The organism is Bradyrhizobium sp. USDA 10063 (genome assembly GCF_054063735.1).
Genome location: NZ_JBSSGP010000002.1, coordinates 2,223,765 through 2,240,615, shown reverse-complemented (window position 1 = coordinate 2,240,615; position 16,851 = coordinate 2,223,765). Strand labels below are relative to the sequence as shown.

Annotated in this window: 16 protein-coding genes; 9 read left to right on the top strand and 7 right to left on the bottom strand. The window is 64.6% G+C overall.

The genetic code is table 11. The features are described 5' to 3' along the window. Window positions 1-85 precede the first annotated feature (85 nt). Entirely contained in the window at window positions 86-406 is a 321-nt protein-coding gene (locus tag ACVJGD_RS13075) for a 2Fe-2S iron-sulfur cluster-binding protein (protein ID WP_225122296.1), read from the top strand. On the opposite strand, the gene ACVJGD_RS13070 is transcribed toward ACVJGD_RS13075, so the two are convergent. After that, window positions 403-867 carry an acyl-CoA thioesterase gene (locus ACVJGD_RS13070; protein WP_456634716.1) on the bottom strand — a complete coding sequence of 155 codons (465 nt, stop codon included), beginning with the start codon at window positions 865-867 and terminating at the stop codon, window positions 403-405. The genes ACVJGD_RS13075 and ACVJGD_RS13070 overlap by 4 nt on opposite strands. Before the next feature lie 163 nt (window positions 868-1,030). On the opposite strand from ACVJGD_RS13070, the gene ACVJGD_RS13065 reads away from it, so the two are divergent. Together ACVJGD_RS13065 and ACVJGD_RS13060 are read left to right on the top strand one after the other, a co-directional pair. Further along, window positions 1,031-2,059 carry an NAD(P)/FAD-dependent oxidoreductase gene (locus ACVJGD_RS13065; protein ID WP_456634715.1) on the top strand — a complete coding sequence of 343 codons (1,029 nt, stop codon included), beginning with the start codon at window positions 1,031-1,033 and terminating at the stop codon, window positions 2,057-2,059. Between the two features lie 162 nt (window positions 2,060-2,221). Continuing rightward, window positions 2,222-2,812, top strand: a complete 591-nt coding sequence (locus ACVJGD_RS13060; RefSeq protein ID WP_456634714.1) for a DUF2147 domain-containing protein — start codon at window positions 2,222-2,224, stop codon at window positions 2,810-2,812. Window positions 2,813-3,036: 224 nt separating this feature from the next. Here ACVJGD_RS13060 and ACVJGD_RS13055 read toward each other — a convergent pair whose 3' ends face one another. Further along, a complete protein-coding gene (locus ACVJGD_RS13055; RefSeq protein ID WP_456640246.1) occupies window positions 3,037-4,974 on the bottom strand; it encodes a hypothetical protein in 1,938 nt (645 codons plus the stop codon). Window positions 4,975-5,061: 87 nt separating this feature from the next. Next, window positions 5,062-6,150: a lysylphosphatidylglycerol synthase transmembrane domain-containing protein gene (locus ACVJGD_RS13050; protein WP_456634713.1), complete on the bottom strand. Its 1,089-nt coding sequence runs from the start codon at window positions 6,148-6,150 to the stop codon at window positions 5,062-5,064. Between the two features lie 395 nt (window positions 6,151-6,545). On the opposite strand from ACVJGD_RS13050, the gene ACVJGD_RS13045 reads away from it, so the two are divergent. From ACVJGD_RS13045 to ACVJGD_RS13035, 3 genes are all read left to right on the top strand, one after another. Beyond that, on the top strand, window positions 6,546-7,052 hold the full coding sequence (locus ACVJGD_RS13045) for a YciE/YciF ferroxidase family protein (RefSeq protein ID WP_456634712.1): 507 nt from the start codon (window positions 6,546-6,548) through the stop codon (window positions 7,050-7,052). Window positions 7,053-7,317: 265 nt separating this feature from the next. Beyond that, entirely contained in the window at window positions 7,318-8,748 is a 1,431-nt protein-coding gene (locus ACVJGD_RS13040) for an MFS transporter (protein WP_456634711.1), read from the top strand. 147 nt (window positions 8,749-8,895) lie between these two features. Further along, on the top strand, window positions 8,896-11,301 hold the full coding sequence (locus ACVJGD_RS13035; RefSeq protein WP_456634710.1) for an EAL domain-containing protein: 2,406 nt from the start codon (window positions 8,896-8,898) through the stop codon (window positions 11,299-11,301). Here the strand turns inward: ACVJGD_RS13035 and ACVJGD_RS13030 are convergent. Further along, the gene (locus tag ACVJGD_RS13030; RefSeq protein WP_456634709.1) at window positions 11,298-11,732 is read right to left on the bottom strand and encodes a hypothetical protein; all 435 of its coding nucleotides are present in this window, start codon (window positions 11,730-11,732) and stop codon (window positions 11,298-11,300) included. The genes ACVJGD_RS13035 and ACVJGD_RS13030 overlap by 4 nt on opposite strands. Before the next feature lie 72 nt (window positions 11,733-11,804). On the opposite strand from ACVJGD_RS13030, the gene ACVJGD_RS13025 reads away from it, so the two are divergent. After that, window positions 11,805-12,410 (top strand): hypothetical protein, encoded by a 606-nt coding sequence (locus tag ACVJGD_RS13025; RefSeq protein WP_456634708.1) that lies wholly within the window; start codon window positions 11,805-11,807, stop codon window positions 12,408-12,410. A 20-nt stretch (window positions 12,411-12,430) separates the two neighbouring features. Here ACVJGD_RS13025 and ACVJGD_RS13020 read toward each other — a convergent pair whose 3' ends face one another. Next, complete coding sequence (locus ACVJGD_RS13020) at window positions 12,431-13,774, bottom strand: aminotransferase-like domain-containing protein (RefSeq protein ID WP_456634707.1); 1,344 nt, start codon at window positions 13,772-13,774, stop codon at window positions 12,431-12,433. Window positions 13,775-13,858: 84 nt separating this feature from the next. Between ACVJGD_RS13020 and ACVJGD_RS13015 the strand changes: the two genes are divergently transcribed. Beyond that, window positions 13,859-14,203 carry a DUF1127 domain-containing protein gene (locus ACVJGD_RS13015; RefSeq protein WP_456634706.1) on the top strand — a complete coding sequence of 115 codons (345 nt, stop codon included), beginning with the start codon at window positions 13,859-13,861 and terminating at the stop codon, window positions 14,201-14,203. On the opposite strand, the gene ACVJGD_RS13010 is transcribed toward ACVJGD_RS13015, so the two are convergent. Continuing rightward, the gene (locus ACVJGD_RS13010) at window positions 14,200-14,625 is read right to left on the bottom strand and encodes a universal stress protein (RefSeq protein ID WP_454620031.1); all 426 of its coding nucleotides are present in this window, start codon (window positions 14,623-14,625) and stop codon (window positions 14,200-14,202) included. The genes ACVJGD_RS13015 and ACVJGD_RS13010 overlap by 4 nt on opposite strands. Before the next feature lie 122 nt (window positions 14,626-14,747). Beyond that, complete coding sequence (locus tag ACVJGD_RS13005) at window positions 14,748-15,290, bottom strand: SixA phosphatase family protein (RefSeq protein WP_456634705.1); 543 nt, start codon at window positions 15,288-15,290, stop codon at window positions 14,748-14,750. A 93-nt stretch (window positions 15,291-15,383) separates the two neighbouring features. Here ACVJGD_RS13005 and ACVJGD_RS13000 point away from each other — a divergent pair, with 93 nt between their 5' ends. Beyond that, a complete protein-coding gene (locus ACVJGD_RS13000) occupies window positions 15,384-16,808 on the top strand; it encodes an NAD(P)/FAD-dependent oxidoreductase (RefSeq protein ID WP_456634704.1) in 1,425 nt (474 codons plus the stop codon). Window positions 16,809-16,851 lie beyond the last annotated feature (43 nt).

Genomic DNA, 16,851 nt, shown 5'->3' with positions numbered 1-16,851 from the left:
GGCCGCTGGCGCTCCCGGGATCGAGCCGTTTATAGGGACTGCCGGGGACCTCATCCAGATCCGTATTCCGGCAGCACGAGCGATCATGGCCAAGATAACTTATGTCGACCATTCCGGGGAAAGACGCACCATCGAGGTGGAGAACGGCGCGACCGTGATGGAAGGCGCGATCCGCAACGGCATTCCGGGCATTGAGGCCGAATGCGGTGGCGCCTGCGCCTGTGCGACCTGCCATGTCTATATCGACGAGGCCTGGCGCGAGAAGGTCGGCGCGCCCACGCCGATGGAAGAGGACATGCTGGATTTCGGCTTCGACGTGCGGCCGAACTCGCGCCTGTCGTGCCAAATCAAGGTCACCGACGAGCTTGACGGGCTCGTCGTGACGACGCCGGAACGGCAGGCTTAATCCAATTGATCCATATCAAGGCCGCGGCGGATCCAGGGCTTTAGCTTAGCCTTCACTTCATCCGTCAGCGGAACCGGCTTGCGCTTGGCTTCGTCGATCAGCACCGTCACCGCCTGCGCCGAGGCCACGCATCGGCCTTGCGAAAACACCACCTGATCGAAGGTCACCGAGGTTCGCCCGAACTTCACGACGCCGAGCCCGAGCTCGATCGTGCCGGGCCAGTGCAACTCGGCGCGGAAGTGGATGTCGAGCCGCACCATGATCCAGGCGAGCCGGTCCGGCACCAATCCCTTGCTGGGATCCTTCATCAGCGTGACGCGGCCGGTCTCGAAATAGCTCGCATAGACCGCATTGTTGACGTGCCCATTGGGATCGAGGTCGGCAAAGCGCACATTGTCTGACAGCCGATAGGGATAGTCCTCCAGGCGCGGCGTGGCGTCGGAACGGATCGGGGCATTCACTTGCACAATCTCCAGGTGGTTCGGTCCGTTACAGCCTAGTTGTCGAGTTGCAGCAAGGGGTTGCCGCGGCGTCTGCCGCCCCTATTATGGCGTTCCCGATCAGGCCGTCTGGCCCGGCCGGCCCAGCCTTCCCATTTCGTACTCAACTGACAAAGAAGCGGATATGAGCGAAGCGATCAAAACCGACGTGTTGATTATCGGCGCAGGTCCCTGCGGGCTGTTTGCCGTGTTCGAACTGGGCCTTCTCGATATGAAGACCCATGTGATCGACATCCTCGACAAGATCGGCGGCCAGTGCGCCGAGCTCTATCCGGAGAAGCCGATCTACGACGTTCCCGGCATTCCGCTCGTCACCGGCCAGGGACTGACGGATTCGCTGTTGGAGCAGATCAAGCCGTTCCATCCGACCTTCCATCTGAACGAGATGGTGGAGACGATCGAGAAGATCGGCGATCCCGCCTTCCGCGTGAAGACCGATGCGGACAAGGTGTTCGAATGCAAGGTGGTGGTGATCGCCGCCGGCGGCGGATCGTTCCAGCCGAAGCGGCCGCCGGTGCCGGGCATCGAGGCCTATGAAGGCAGCTCGGTGTTTTATGCCGTGCGGAAAATGGAGCAGTTCCGCGACCGGAACATCCTGATCGTCGGTGGCGGCGATTCCGCACTCGATTGGACCCTCAACCTGCACCCGATCGCCAAGCGCATCACGCTGCTGCATCGACGCGACGAATTTCGCGCCGCGCCTCACAGCGTCGAGCAGATGCGCGCGCTGGTTGCCGGCGGCAAGATGGACCTGAAGCTCGGCCAGGTCACCGGCCTCGAAGGCGAGGCGGGCAAGCTTGCGGCGGCGACGGTGAAGGGCAACGACAACGCGATCACGAAGGTCGAGTGCGATACCATGCTGCCGTTCTTCGGGCTCACGATGAAGCTTGGTCCGGTCGCGAACTGGGGCGTGGCGCTGGAGAACAATCTGGTGCCGGTCGACACCGCCGCCTTCGAGACCAACGTATCCGGCATTTTTGCGATCGGCGATATCAACACCTATCCCGGCAAGCTGAAGCTGATCCTGTCCGGCTTCCACGAGGGCGCGCTGATGGCGCAGAAGGCGCACCGCTATGTCTATCCGGACAAGCGGCTTGTGTTCCAGTACACGACGTCGTCGTCGAGCCTGCAGAAAAAGCTCGGAGTCAACTGATCCCAGTCAAAACATGGTCGGTAGATTCCAGTCAAAATTTGACTGATCGGGACCGGAGGGCGCCCTGCGGCTATTTGCATCGTTCTGCGCTGCCACTGGAACCTTCCGCGAAATGGCCGTAGTCTTCGTTCATTCCTTTGATGGATTAGTCGGGTGACGACGATGCGGAATTGGCGATTTCGATTTCGGCTGATAGTGCCGATCATCATGGCGCTCCTGCCGGCGGCTGCGCTGCCGGCACAGGCCCAGCAGCCGTCGGCGGCGGGCCTGTGGCAGAAGGTCGAGGATGGCAAGCCCGTGATATGGGTGCTGTTCGTCGACAATAACGGCGTCTTCGAAGGCATCATGGCGAAGACGTTCCCGAAGCCCGGCGAGCCCGTGACCCGGGTCTGTTCGAAATGCACCGACGACCGCAAGAACGCGCCGCTATTGGGCATTCCCTTCATCCGCAACATGAAGCGCGACGGATTGAAGTACGAGGAAGGCAACGTACTCGATCCGCGCGACGGCAGTATCTACAAGGCCAAGATGAGCGTCAGTCCCGACGGCAAGGAATTGACGATGCGCGGCTACATCGGCATCTCGCTGTTCGGCAAGGACGAGACTTGGTATCGCCTGCCTGATACGGCGATCGCGCAACTCGACCCCGGCATCGTCGCGAAATATCTGCCGGCACAGGCCGCCGCGATGAAGCCGCCGCCGCCCGCAGCCACGAAGAAGAACGTCGGACCCGCTGCGCCGCCTACGCGCTAGTCAGCGCTGACTTCACCTCTCCCGCTTGCGGGAGAGGCATGGGCCGCCTTTGGCGGCCGTCCTTAAGAGACGCCGAAGCGAAGCTTCGGCTATGGCGCAGCGCCGGGTGAGGGCTCTCTCCACACGAAGAGTCTTGATCGCGGAGGCACCCTCACCCCAGACCTCTCTCGCAAGCGGGAGAGGGAGCGCAGCATCTATTGAGGATGCAAACTCAGCATCGCGCGTTAGCGCCCGCCGATCGGCTGCACCGGCTCGGAGATCACTTCACCCACGCCGACATCGAGCCGCAGCACCGCCGCTGCTGCGGGAATAGCGGCGTCCGCCATCGCGGCGTGGCCTTCGGCGGTCGGATGCACGGCGCCGCCATAGACGGCCGACAGCACGCCCCAGGTCGCATCGTGGATGTCGGAGGGTTGCATCGAGGACGGCAGCGCCTGCGGATAGGTCATCGCGGTGAAGTAGCTGTCATTGGCGTCGCGAATCCAGCGGGCGCGCGGCAGGTAGGCGCGATATTCCGAGGCGCTGCGGCCGCACAGCATCGGCTGGCTGGCCGCGGTGACGATGTCTGGATCGAAGCTCTCGCCATTGGCCGCAAAGCATTGCCGGTCGAATTCCGGATCGGTGGTGGCACGCGCGCAGAAGCCGTGCATCGCGAACGCGTCCTGATGGGCGTCGACGAAGGTCATGCGGTCGGCACGCGGATTGCGACACAGGATGCCGGACTGGCAGAGCGCCAGCGCTTTCAGCGTCGGAAGAAATTCGTCCTGCACATAGCCGACCACCGGACCAAGCCGCTGCGGCGCGGCGTTGAAGGAGGGATGGATGTCGAAGCCGGCGCGGCCGCCTGGGCAGGGGACGCCGCCGTCCGACAGCGCCGGATTGGCATAGGCCGTATAGATCACGCGCGAGAGGTCGCCGCCGACGAGCGGCTTTAGCGCCTCGCGCAGCTTGGCAAAGGATTGCGGCAATGCGCGTCGTAGCGCATCGCGGGAATCGTCGACGGACGCCATGACGCCGCCGCGCTGGAACAGCGCGCGCTCCGTCGCAGTATCGACGATCACGTCGGCGACGAGGCCGGAGAAGTAGATGTCGTTGGCGCCGACCGAGAGCAGGATCAGGTCGAGCTGCCGATCCGCCTGGCGGCGCTTGGCGGCCGCGAGCGCATCGCGCAATTCGGCGAGCTGGCCGTTGACGCTGCCCGAGCAGGTGTTGCCCTTGCTCGGCGCGCATTCGCGGGCCTGCTGCGAGCCGAACAGCCCGTCATTGATGGTTGCGCCCGTGCAGGCGAGCGGCAGGTAGGTCACGGCGATGTGCGGGTAGCGCACCGCGAGCGCAAGCGCCGTGCGAGTCTGGTAGCTGTAGAGCGAGCGATGGCAGGCCGCGTTGAACCACAGCGCGGCGTGCTTCTGCCATACCGAGAGGAAGTCCGGTGCTTCGCAGGCGCGCCCGCCTTTATAGCCGGCGCGGCTCGGCCGGTAATATTGCGCCCCCGCGGTGCCGAGATAGGAGCGGAAGCAGAAGCCATCTTCCGCCAGCGCAATCGGCCGGTCCGGATTGCCCTCGCCGGAGGCGATGCTGTCGCCGAGCCCCGCGATGAAGATGTCGCGCACCGCGATCTCGGTGGAGACGCGCTGCGTCGGATCCGAGCCCGCGGAGACGTCGACGGTCGCAACGGTGGTGCGGCCGTAGCGGACGCGCAGGTTCACCGGTTCGGCGCAGTCGAAGGCGGAGGTCTGGGGCCCGTCGCCGTCGTCGAACGACCATGCGCAGGTGGCGCCGACCGGAATCGGTCCGACCAAACGCGCCGTGATCGGATGATCTGTTGGCGTCAGGTAGCTTTCCTTGACGTTGTCGCGGGTGCAGGGCTCGTTGACGCGGCCGGCGAGGTCGATGCAGAGCCGATTGACGGTATTGCGCGCCCAGCCGCGGCCGTCGCTCTGCAATTCCAGCGCCTGCTCGGCGGCAAGCACACTGCGACCGCGCCCGGCATCGGTCTGCAACAGGAAGTCGCGTTCCTCGCGGAACAGGCGAAAACGGTTGCGGACTTCCCACGAGATCTGCAGCGGCTGTTCGGGGGCGGTCTGTGCTTCGGCCGATTGGCTCAGCAGCGCAACCGCCAGCAGCACAGCGGAAACGATCGAACGGAACGGAATTTTGACCATGGCGCGTTTGACGGCATCGGTGGGGCAGAAATAAGAGAGCCGCACCAAATTAGCCAGAAAGATTAACGCGTCCGGATAACGTCGCTGTTACCGCTTCAGGTGCTTGATGCGTGGCCGACTTTCGACCGACTGCCGCACGGTGGCCTCCGCGGTCTCCGCCCTCCTGAAGGGCGGATCATTGAGCTTGCGCCGGGCGAGCCACGGCTGCACCACGTTGAGCCAGAGCTCGCGCATCCCCATGATCGAGATCGAGATGCCGAAGGGGATCAGGAAATACAGGATGCGGAACACGACCAGCGTCGCCAGCAACTGCTCCTTCGAGAATTCCGGCAGCGCCACCAGCATCGCGGCGTCGAACACGCCGATCGATCCCGGCGCGTGGCTTGCGAAGCCGAGCAGGGTAGCCAGGATGAACACCACGGCCAGCGAGACGAAATCGATATGGGGCTCGGTCGGCATCAACAGATACATCGCGAGTGCGCAGAAGCCGAGATCGACGACGCCGATCAGGATCTGCACGAGCGTCAGCTTGGCGGACGGCAATATCACCTTCCAGCCGTTCTGGCCGAGCTCGCGGCGGCCGGTGCCGGTCACGAGCCAGACCAGATAGGCGCCGATGCCGGCAAGGCAGCCCAGTCCGATCAGCCGGTTCATGGCTTCCGGCAACAGGTCCATCGAGGACGCCGCCCCGGGGTGCCAGACCATGCCGATCCCAAGCACGAAGAGATTGCCGAGCCAGAAGGTCAGGCCGGAGAGGAAGCAGATCTTGGCAACGTCGATCGCGGTCAGGCCGTAGTCCGAATAGATGCGAAAGCGGATCGCGCCGCCGGTGAACACCGTGGCGCCGATATTGTGGCCGATGGTGTAGCTGGTGAAGCTGGATAGCGCTGCGATGCGGTAGGGGATGTGGTTCTTGCCGATGGTCCGAAGCGCGAAGAAGTCGTAAAAGGTTAACGTGCAGAAGGCGCCGACCACGCAGAGCGCGGCGAGCGCGATGCGGTGGGGGGCGATCTCGGTCAACGCCGTCAGGACCAGGGCGGTATCGACGCCCTTCAAGGTCCGGACCAGATGGGTCACCGCCAAGACGATGATGACAAGGCTCGCGGCGATCCCGAGCCGTTTCCAGCCGATCTTTTCCTTGAAGCCACGCCCAAGCGCGGTCAGCAGCCGATGCATTCATCCTCCCGGCGGGGCGGCATTCGTAAAGAGGGGCCCGTTACGTGGTCATATGGGGTAACGGGTGACGGTCAAACGCACCGTGCCCAAGCACCCATAAGGCAAAACGGTAGACTTGTGCAGCCCTTGACAAGCCACGCTTCCGCCTTCGTTCGTGATTTCTGTCATACGCCGTACATATGTCTGGGCATCGGAAAATGTGAGTCGCTGCCGGGGGCCGGGCCGGGTTCAATTCGCCACAGCGTTCCGCTGTTCCGTGGCCGGTCCTTGCGATTTCGCCGGAACGTCCGTGCATCCAGCCGGTTAGCGCGGGTATCAGCAAACAGAACATGGCGTTGCGGGTGGGACGACAAGGGGGCCGCGCGTCATGTTCCCAGAACAAAGGGGTACGCGCAATGGGACTCTTCAGCAAAGACATCAAGAGCATGAACGATCTGTTCGTGCACCAATTGCAGGACATCTATTACGCCGAGCAACAACTTGTGAAAGCGTTGCCGAAGATGGCCAATAAGGCCAGCGATCCGCAGCTCAAGCAGGGCTTTCTGACTCACCTGGATGAAACCAGGACGCATGTGAAGCGACTGGAGCAGGTATTCCAGATGCATGGCGCCCAGGTGAAGGCGGTCGATTGCCCGGCGATCGACGGCATCATCGAGGAAGCCAACGACGTGGCCGGAGAGGTGGCGGACAAGAACGTGCTCGACGCCGCGCTGATCAACGCCGCGCAGGCCGCCGAGCATTATGAGATCGTCCGCTATGGCAGCCTGATCGCCTGGGCACGGCAGCTCGGCCGCGACGACTGCGCTTCGATCCTGCAGAAGACGCTGGACGAGGAAAAAATGACCGACAAGAAGCTGACCTCGCTCGCCGAAGGCAAGGTCAATCTCAGGGCCGCGAGCTAGATCACGATCCGGCCAGGTTGGCTGGGCTGCAGCTCATTAGAGTGTGATCTCCGGGCAACGCCTCGCTCGCCGAGCGAAGGCCGGTTCCGGAGAGTCCGGATCATGCTCTCGGGCATCTCGGACATTGAGACAAAAAGCCGCGCCGGAATACTCCGGTGCGGCTTTTTGTACCGGTGCCGCTATCCACGATCATCATTCGATCATTGCCGAAATATCTTCGCGAAAAGACGAGTTATGTGGCGTTGGCTTTGCGTCGAGGTGATCCATGCAAGACCTGCCGCTCCGGACCCGACAGGGTGTCGATCTGCCGTCCCGTTCGGCCGAAAGGCCGGTGCGTTCCAGGCTCGCGGCCGCGTTGACGCTTGCCGCGATGAGCCTCGGCTACGGGGTGGTGCAGCTCGACGTCACCATCGTCAACACGGCGCTGCATGCGATCGGCGCCGCGCTTGGCGGTGGCGTGTCCGACCTGCAATGGGTGGTGAGCGCCTACACCATCGCCTTTGCCGCCTTCATCCTGACGGCCGGCGCGCTCGGCGACCGCATCGGCGCCAAACGGGTCTTCATGACCGGCTTCGCGCTGTTCACCGCCGCGTCGCTTGCTTGCGCGCTGGCGCCGAACGCGCCGCTCCTGATCGCGGCGCGCTGCATCCAGGGACTGGCGGCCGCGATCCTGGCGCCGAATTCTCTGGCACTGCTCAGCCATGCCTATCCGGACGAGAGGGCGCGGGGCCGCGCGGTCGCGGTCTGGGCAGCCGGCGCCAGTGTAGCGCTGACAGCCGGCCCGTTCCTCGGCGGCGCACTGATTGCGCTCACTGGGTGGCGCGCGATCTTCCTGGTCAACCTGCCGATCGGCCTTGCCGGCCTCTGGCTCACCTTCCGCTACGCCCATGAGACCACGCGCTCGCTTTCGCGCGAGATCGACCTGCCTGGTCAAATCGCGGCGATAGCGGCCCTTGGCACGCTTGCCGGCGCCCTCATCGAGGGCGGCGCGCGCGGCTGGCAGGATCCGTTCGTGGTCTCAGGCTTTGTTGCGTCGGCGGCGCTGAGCGCGCTTTTCGTGTGGCGTGAAGCCTATGCGCCGCAACCGATGCTGCAGCTGTCGCTGTTCAGGCAACGGATGTTCACGGCGACGTCACTCGTCGGTCTCCTCGTCAACGTCGCCTATTACGGGCTGATCTTCGTGCTGAGCCTGTATTTCCAGGATATCAACGGCCTGTCGGCCTTCGAGACCGGGCTTGCCTTCGTGCCGATGATGGGTGCGGTGCTGCCCGTCAATCTGATCGCGCCGCGCATCAGCGAGCGCATCGGCGCGGCCGCGACCATAGGCGGTGGTACGCTGCTGTCGGCCGCGGGATGTCTGGCATTGCTCGGCCTGGGGCCTGACACCGCCTATTGGGCGATTTGCGCGCAACTGATCGCGATGAGCAGCGGACTCGGCCTCTTGGTCCCGCCGCTGACGTCGACGCTGCTCGGCAGCGTCGAGAAATCGCGCTCGGGCATTGCAGCCGGCGTGCTCAATGCGACCCGACAGACCGGCAGCGTGCTGGGCGTCGCGCTGTTCGGCTCGCTGGTCGGCCGGTCCACAGCTTTCATCGCCGGCCTGCACACCTCGCTGCTTGTCTCGGCTGGCCTGCTGGTTGCGGCCGGCGCTGCAATCATGCTCGGCGCCTTGCGGCGGGACCGGGCCGCGGCGTGACATGCAGAACTACGCGCGCTGGTTGCGGATTGAGGCGGTTTTCGCCGTGGGCTCAAAACTTCGTTCACCATCTGCGGAACGAATTGCGCTGCGGTTACCCCAAATCCACCAACGACAGGGCTGGTACCGGGCAAGAAGGGAATTGCAATGTACCAAGTCTTGATTTGCCTGACGACGCAGCACGATTGGCGCTTCGTCATTCTTGCCCTGACGATCTGCTGGCTCGCCGCCGCGGTCGCGATCAGCCTGTTTCACCGTGCCAAGGCGTCGCAAGGGCTTACGCGCGTGGTCTGGATCGGGCTGGATGCGGTGGCCGGCGGCTGCGGGATCTGGGCGACGCATTTCATTGCGATGCTGGCCTACCAGCCCGGCATGGGCGTCGGATACGACATTCCGCTCACCCTGCTGTCGCTCGGCCTTGCGGTGTCGATCGCCATGGTGGGATTGACGGTTGCCTTGTTGAACAACCGCGTCTCGACCGCCGCAATTGGTGGCGCGATCGTTGGCCTTTGCATTGCCGCGCTGCACTACATCGGCATGCTGGCGGTTGCACTTCCCGCGCGCATCGTATGGTCGCCCGGCATCGTGCTCAGTTCGGTCCTGCTTGGCAGCCTGTTCGCGGCACTGGCGCTGGTGGTTGCGACGCGCAGCGATGATCGCAATCACGGCATTGGTGCGACCGCACTGCTGACACTGGCCGTCGTCGCGCACCATTTCACGGCCATGGGCGCAATGACCGTGATTCCCGATCCTAGCGTCGCCGTTGACGAGATATCGATTTCGCCGGTTGCGCTTTCCTCCCTGACGGCGATCGCCACCTTCGCGTTTCTCGGGATCACGCTGGTTGCGGCCATGCTCGACCGCCGCGCCAAGGGCGAGATGCGTCATCAGAAGGTTCTGCTCGACACTGCGCTCAGCAACATGTCTCAGGGTCTGTGCATGTTCGATGCGGATGGCCGCATCCTGCTGGCCAACGACCGTTACGGCGCGATGATGGGCCGGTCCAACATTCCGCTGCGGGGCCGCCTGCTGCGCGACGTCCTGCGGGACCAGAAGCTGAACGGCGACTGGGACGGCGACCCGGATCAGTTCGTTGCCGATGTGATGGCGGAAGCCGGTGCCGGCCACACCGTGACCAAGGTCGTGACCCGGGATGGCCGCTCGATCCGCGTGGTCGATCAGCCGATGAAAGGCGGCGGCTGGGTCGCGACGTTCGAGGACATCACCGAGTGGCAGCAGGCGCAGGAGCGGATTTCGCACATGGCACGCCATGACGCGCTGACCAATCTGCCCAACCGGACGCTGTTTCGCGAACAGCTCGAAAAGGGATTGCGGCTCGCCCGGCGCAGCGACCAGCTCGCGGTGTTATGCCTCGATCTCGATCATTTCAAGGTCATCAACGATTCGCTCGGCCATCCCATCGGAGACGCGCTGTTGAAGGCTGTCGCGCAGCGGCTCGGTGAATGCGTCACCGAGCACGACACCGTGGCGCGGCTCGGCGGCGACGAATTCGCCATCGTGCAGTTCTGCAGCGATTGCGACCCATCGGCGGTGGCTACGCTCGCGAGTCTCGTCGTCGAAAAAATCGCTGCCCCTTACGACATCGGCGGCCATCAGCTCGTGATTGGCGTCAGCATCGGCATCTCGCTGGCGCCCGAGGACGGCAAGAATCCCGACGAATTGTTGAAGAAGGCCGATCTCGCGCTCTACCGTGCCAAGGCGGACGGCCGCGGCACCTACCGCTTCTTCGAGACCGGGATGGACGCACGCGCGCAAGCGCGGCGCATGCTCGAGCTCGACCTGCGGAAGGCGCTGCAGCGTCACGAATTCGAGGTCCATTATCAGCCGATCCGCGACGTCGCCAATAACCGGATCGTCGCGTGTGAGGCCCTCGTGCGCTGGAATCATTCGCTGCGCGGGCTGATCCCGCCGACCAATTTCATTGCGCTTGCGGAAGAAACCGGGCTGATCATTCCGATCGGGGAATTCGTGCTGCGCCAGGCCTGTGCGGATGCGGCGAACTGGCCACAGGACGTCGCGGTCGCGGTCAACCTGTCGCCGGTCCAGTTCAAGAATCCGAACCTGGTGTCTTCGGTGAAGGCGGCGCTTGAGGCTTCCCGCTTCCCTGCGCATCGCCTGGAGCTCGAGATCACGGAGACGGTGCTGCTGCAGAACAGCGCGGCGACGCTTGCGGTGCTGCACGAATTGCGAGCGCTCGGCATCCGCATCTCGCTCGACGATTTCGGCACCGGCTATTCGTCGCTGAGCTATCTTCGCAGCTTCCCGTTCGACAAGATCAAGATCGATCGTTCGTTCGTCAGCGACCTCGCCACGCGGGAGGATTCCATGGCGATCGTGCGCGCCGTGACCGGGCTCGGCAAGAGCCTGGGCATCGTCACCACTGCGGAGGGGGTCGAGACCGATGCGCAGTTCGATCTGCTGCGTCGCGAGGGATGCACGCAGGCGCAGGGCTATTTGTTCAGCGCGCCACGTCCCGCCGCCGAAGTGGAGAAAATCCTGGCGGAGAGGGCGCCGCAGCGCCTGAGCGCTTAACTCCTGCGCAGTGCGAAATGTGCGCCGCAAAACGCCATCGCGGCGCCGAGGCATAGCGCGGCAAGGCCTGCCTCCACGATCGAGATGGTCGAGATCGAACTCGGTGCGGAAGCCACCTGGCCGGCACCGGCGAGGATCAGGACGCCGACCGCGATCAGGAACTGCCGCATCCGCGGCGGGATCTCGCCGGAGACGGCGCTGTGCATCAGGTTCGCGGTGAAATAGCCGCCACAGAACGCCACCGTCGCGATCAGCCACCAGGCGATCGCCGCGCCCGCCGGCATGGATTCGTGCGTGTCGGAGCGCCACAGCCCGCCAAGATCGAGGCCGTAGCGCGCGCCAAGCATGTGCACGGCGAGCGCCAGCAGCACGCCGGAAATCATGGCGCCGCCAAGGATCAGGTGGCGCGGAAAAGAGGTCGTCTCGGCCATGGTCTGCTTGTAGGATGAAGCCGGCGCGCCGCGCAAGCGGCGCCGTCAGCCGATTGCTCCGGGTTGTGGAATTTGCCGACATCATCAGCCAACAATAGCGCGGAGCCGGGCGAGGGCGCATCGACGCGCTATGCCTACAAGGCATCATTGATCGGATCGGCGCATCAATTCGAATTGACCGATGCCGGACTGTCGTGGCGCATCGCCGGCCGTTCCGGCGTCTGGCCTTATCGCGATATCTCGGCGGTCCGCCTCTCATATCGTCCGGTGTCGATGCAGTCGCGCCGTTTCCGAGCCGATATCGACAATGCCAATGGCGGACGCCTCGCCATCCTCTCGACCACCTGGCAGACCGCAACCCTGATGGCGCCGCAGGATCACGGCTACCGTGCTTTCATCGAGGAGCTGCACCGGCGGATGAAGACGGCCGGCAGCAAGGCGGTGCTGGTGGGCGGCCTCGGACCGAAGACTTATGCGGCCGCGCTCGCGCTATTGGCGGTGCTGGCGGTCGCGATGATCGGGCTATTGCTGCGCGCGTTGTTCACGGGCGAATTCGTTGCCGTGCTGTTCCTGGTCGGATTCGCCGTCCTGTTCGCCTGGCAGATCGGCGGCTTCGTCGGGCGCAACCGGCCGCGCCGCTACGGCTTCGATCATCTGCCGGACAGGTTGCTGCCGTAGCTCTACGAGTAGCGCCACGTTTATTCGGTCGAATCAAAATCCTCTTCCTTCGCGATCAGAATGCCCGACAGCGCTCGCAGTCCGGTTTCGAGCTGCTCCAGCGTCGGCGCGCCCAGCGCCAGGCGGACGGCATTGGGGGCGTGTCCGGGGGCGACCGCAAAGGTCGTCGACGGCGTCAATGCGATGTCGCGGCGGGCGGCCGCCGCCACGAAGGTCTGCGAGCGCCAATGCGGCGGCAATGTCAGCCACAGATGATAAGCCTTGGCATTGGCCTGGATTTCGAAGCCGGTAAGCAATTTCGCGGCCATCTGCTGGCGGCGCGCCGCATCGATCCGCTTCAGCCGCGTGAGCTCGGATACGGTGCCGTCGCCCATCAGCCGCTGCCCGGCGGCGAACGCATAGCCTGACGCCGTCCATCCGCCGGAGCGGACGGAGGCCATGATGAGCTCGCGCAGCCGCGGCGGCGGAACGATGAAGCCGAGCGCAAGCCCAGGCGCGACTTTCTTCGAGAGGCTGTCGAGCACGATGCAGCGGTCGGGAGACAGCGCCGCCAGCGGCGCCTCATCGTCGAGAAAACCATAGACCGCGTCCTCGATGATGGTGAGATCGAGCTTTTCGACCACGCGCAGGAGATCGGCGCGCCGCGCGGCCGGCATTGTGATGCCCAGCGGGTTTTGAATTGTCGGCTGCAGATACAGCGCCGAAAGATGCGCCTCGCGGTGCGCCTTCTGCACGGCGTCGGGCCGCACGCCATGCTCATCCATCGCGAGCGGCACCAGCGTCACGCCAAGCCGCGCCGCGATGCCCTTGATGAAGGGATAGGTCAGCGCCTCGACGCCGCAGCGCCCGCCCGGCGGCACCAGCGCGGCGAGCGCCGCCGCGATGCATTGCCTGCCATTGGCGGTGAACACGATCTGCTCGGCGGCGGGAGACCAGTCCTTGCGGGCGAGGAACGCCGCCGAAATTTGTCGCGCGGCTGGCGTGCCTGTGCTGGTCGGTTGTCGCAACGCAGCCTCCAGCGCGTCCGGCCGCTCCAGCCCCTGCAGGCTTTTCGCGATCATCGCCGCCTGTTGCGGCAGCAGCGGATAGTTGAATTCCATGTCGATGCGCGCGCCATGCGCCTCGGGTGAGGGCGCGATGCCGCGCCGCGCGTCGCCGGAAATGAAGGTGCCGCGGCCGACTTCGCCGATGACGAGGCCGCGCCGCAACAGCTCGGTATAGACCCGGCTCGCGGTCGACACCGCGATCTTGCGCTCATAGGCGAAGCTGCGCTGTGGCGGCAGGCGGTCGCCGGGTTTCAGGGTGCCGCCGGCGATCTCAGCGGCAATGGCGTCGGCAAGCCGCAGATATTCGAACTTCGACATAATTGTACCGAGAGCAATGTTTTTCTTGAACCGAGACAAATACAGGACCATCTAGAGAGTATCAACCCTGCGATTGTACTGAGGGTGCGCAAGCAATCCGAAGTCAATGACGGCGCTGCGATCCGCATTTGCGCCGACGGCATTGCTTTGCCGCGTGGGAGACAACCGGAAGGGAAGACGATGTCGACGCTATCCTCAGCCGCAGGCCGGCCCGCACAGCCGGGCGCATTAGGCGGAGTGGTTCGCTGGATCGGAGCGGGCGCGCACGCGCTGCTCACTTATGTGGAGCGCCGCGCTGCCATCAAAACACTTCGTGGACTGGATGACCGCGCGCTGCGCGACATCGGGCTCTCGCGCTGCCAGATCGAGGCCGCCGTCGGCGGCGCACTCAATCCCGCAATGGGTAAACTGCGCTCGAAGACGCTCTAGTGTCGCACCACCAGCACCGAACATTTGGCGTAGCGCACCACATGGCCGGCATTGGAGCCGAGGAAATAGGTGCGCATCGCCGGCCGGTGCGAGGTCATCACGATCAGGTCGGCGTGCATTGCCGCCGCTTCCTCGAGGATCTCGTGATAGATGCCGCCCTGGCGCACCACGCTGGAAATGCGCGACGGCTCGATGCCGCTTTCGCGTGCCACGATCGCGAGCGCTTCCTCGGAGGTCTGCCGCTGCTGGGTGTCGAAATCGGCCGGCACATATTCGGCCAGCATCACCGGTGTCATCGGCAGCACGTTCAGCAGGCGCACCGTGCCCTTCCAGTTTTCCGCGAGCGTCGCAGCCGTTGCGATCGCAGGCTTCGCCAGCTCGGTGTCGGCCAAATCGATCGGCACCAGAATGGACTTGAACATCCACGCCTCCTGTCCGCTCAACATTGACTCGGCAAGCGGCGATTCCCGCGCCTGCCTTGATTCTAGCTTTGACGCGTTTTCTTCACGCGAACCGGTATCCACTTCGCTCGAAAACGCTCTAGCTAGTCGTCCGAAGTCTGCTTCAATAGTTTCGGGCTGACAAACTGTACGAGTTTGCCGCGACGGAACGCCACGTCGGTCCAGTCGTGCGTCGGGAAGTCGAAGATGGCAAGACCCGACGTCGGCAGATTGTGGTCGAGCGCTTTCTTGGCGGACGCATCGCCGCTGCCAATGAGGGTGAGGGCAAGCTCGTGCATGCCGGGATTGTGGCCGACCAGCATCAGGTGCTTGGGGTCGCTGACCGAAGCCATCCGAATCGTGTGCAACAGCTCGGTCGGATCGGCGCCGTAGAGTTCCGGCAGGAATTCGACCTCCGGCGGCGGCACCAGCCCCTTCATCGCCGCCCAGGCGACTTCCCAGGTCTGATACGCCCGGACTGCCGGCGAGACCAGCACGCGGTCGGGGAACGGCGGATGCCGGCCGATCCACCCGCCGATCTCGGCGGCATCGCGGTGGCCGCGGTCGTCGAGGCGGCGGTCATGGTCCTGGCCCGAGGGCGATTCGGTTTCGGTCTTGGCGTGACGCAACAGCATCAAACGGCGCATGGCGCAATCTCTATTCCACGTGCTCTCAATTAATCTACATGCTTATGCCCGCGACAAGGTGACAAGCCGTGCTGCGGTCCGTAAGAAAACGACATGAGCGAGCCTTCCACAAGTGCGACCGACGATCCCGATGATGCGGTGCCGTTCCCCTCGCGCCTTTCGGTCGATTTGGACGTCGATATCTGCGTGGTCGGGGCCGGGCTTGCCGGACTGACGGTGGCGCGGGAAGCGGCGCGGCTCGGGGCCAGTGTCGCTGTGCTCGAGGGCCGCCAGGTCGGCTGGAACGCCTCCGGCAACCAGCTCGGCACGGTGATGCCGGGATTCAATCTTCCGGTGTCCGACCTGATCGAACGCGTCGGGCTGGAGGATGCCCGCGAACTCTGGGCGCTGTCGAAGGAGGGCGTCGACTACGTTCGCGCGATCGCGACCGAGGAACTGATCCCGGGCATCGCATTGAGCGAGGGCGTGCTACAGGTTTCCACCGTCGATGTCGGCGAGACCCTGATCAGCCGGCTGCAGACGCTGGCTGAGGATTTCGAGACCGAGGTCGACGGCTGGCAGGTCGAGCGTGTGCGCAGCACCATCAGGACGAGCCGCTATTTCCACGGCATCTACTATCCCAAGGCGTTTCAGGTGGATGGCCGCAAATACGTGCATGGCCTGGCGGCGCTGGCGCGGGGGGCGGGGGCGCGCATCTTCGAAAACACGCCGGTGGTCAGCATCGACTTTTCCGGCATCCGCAAGCGCATCGTTACGCCGTCGGCGCGCTTGCGCGCGTCCCACATCGTGCTCGCCGGCAATGTGCATCTCGGCGCACCGCTTAAGCGCCTGTCGGATACGCTGGTGCCGGTCTGGCGCTATGCTGCGGTGACCGAGCCGCTTGGCGAGCGGCTCGCGGAAGCGCTCAGCTTTCGCGGCTCGGTCAGCGACAGCGACGGCATCGACCATTTCCGCGTCGTCGATGGCGACCGGCTGATGTGGGCGAGTCCGGAGACAACGTGGAATGCGAAGCCGCAGCGTTTTGCGCCCGCCATCCAGCGCCGGATCGCGACCATCTTTCCTCAGCTCGGCAAGGTCGGGATCGCCGAGGTCTTCGGCGGCGCCGTTGGTGTGACCGTGCATGGCATGCCGCAGATCGGCGAATTGCGCAAAGGCCTCTGGGTCGCAAGCGGCTTTGGCCGGCAGGGCATGAACGCCTCGGCGATGGCAGGGCTATTGATCGCGCGCAGCATCTTGTGGGGCGACGAACGCTGGCGGCTGTTCTCGCCGTTCGAACTGGTCTGGGCGGGTGGGACGACCGGCCGCGTCGCCGCGCATCTGATCGGCCTTTGGGGGCGCGGCGCCTCCGCCACGGCCAACGCACTGGCGCGTTATCGGGAAGGTCTGCGCGCCAAGGAGCGCATCCGCAACGCGCGCCTCGCCGAGGCCAATCGCCAGGCCGGCACCTTGCCGCGGCCGTCGCGCCGCCGACCGGCGGTGGGCCCGAACTCGCAGAAAAGTGAGCAGATCGGGGACTGAACGGTGTAACGTCACAGGCGATGCGCCGTATCTGACAGCGAAC

Coding starts and splice junctions, on each gene's coding strand:
- ACVJGD_RS13000 (WP_456634704.1), top strand. CDS start 15,384: ATGAGCGAGCCTTCCACAAGTGCGACCGACGATCCCGATGATGCGGTG.
- ACVJGD_RS13040 (WP_456634711.1), top strand. CDS start 7,318: ATGCAAGACCTGCCGCTCCGGACCCGACAGGGTGTCGATCTGCCGTCC.
- ACVJGD_RS13010 (WP_454620031.1), bottom strand. CDS start 14,625: ATGTTCAAGTCCATTCTGGTGCCGATCGATTTGGCCGACACCGAGCTG.
- ACVJGD_RS13030 (WP_456634709.1), bottom strand. CDS start 11,732: ATGGCCGAGACGACCTCTTTTCCGCGCCACCTGATCCTTGGCGGCGCC.
- ACVJGD_RS13005 (WP_456634705.1), bottom strand. CDS start 15,290: ATGCGCCGTTTGATGCTGTTGCGTCACGCCAAGACCGAAACCGAATCG.
- ACVJGD_RS13050 (WP_456634713.1), bottom strand. CDS start 6,150: ATGCATCGGCTGCTGACCGCGCTTGGGCGTGGCTTCAAGGAAAAGATC.
- ACVJGD_RS13045 (WP_456634712.1), top strand. CDS start 6,546: ATGGGACTCTTCAGCAAAGACATCAAGAGCATGAACGATCTGTTCGTG.
- ACVJGD_RS13020 (WP_456634707.1), bottom strand. CDS start 13,774: ATGTCGAAGTTCGAATATCTGCGGCTTGCCGACGCCATTGCCGCTGAG.
- ACVJGD_RS13060 (WP_456634714.1), top strand. CDS start 2,222: ATGCGGAATTGGCGATTTCGATTTCGGCTGATAGTGCCGATCATCATG.
- ACVJGD_RS13055 (WP_456640246.1), bottom strand. CDS start 4,974: ATGGTCAAAATTCCGTTCCGTTCGATCGTTTCCGCTGTGCTGCTGGCG.
- ACVJGD_RS13075 (WP_225122296.1), top strand. CDS start 86: ATGGCCAAGATAACTTATGTCGACCATTCCGGGGAAAGACGCACCATC.
- ACVJGD_RS13035 (WP_456634710.1), top strand. CDS start 8,896: ATGTACCAAGTCTTGATTTGCCTGACGACGCAGCACGATTGGCGCTTC.
- ACVJGD_RS13065 (WP_456634715.1), top strand. CDS start 1,031: ATGAGCGAAGCGATCAAAACCGACGTGTTGATTATCGGCGCAGGTCCC.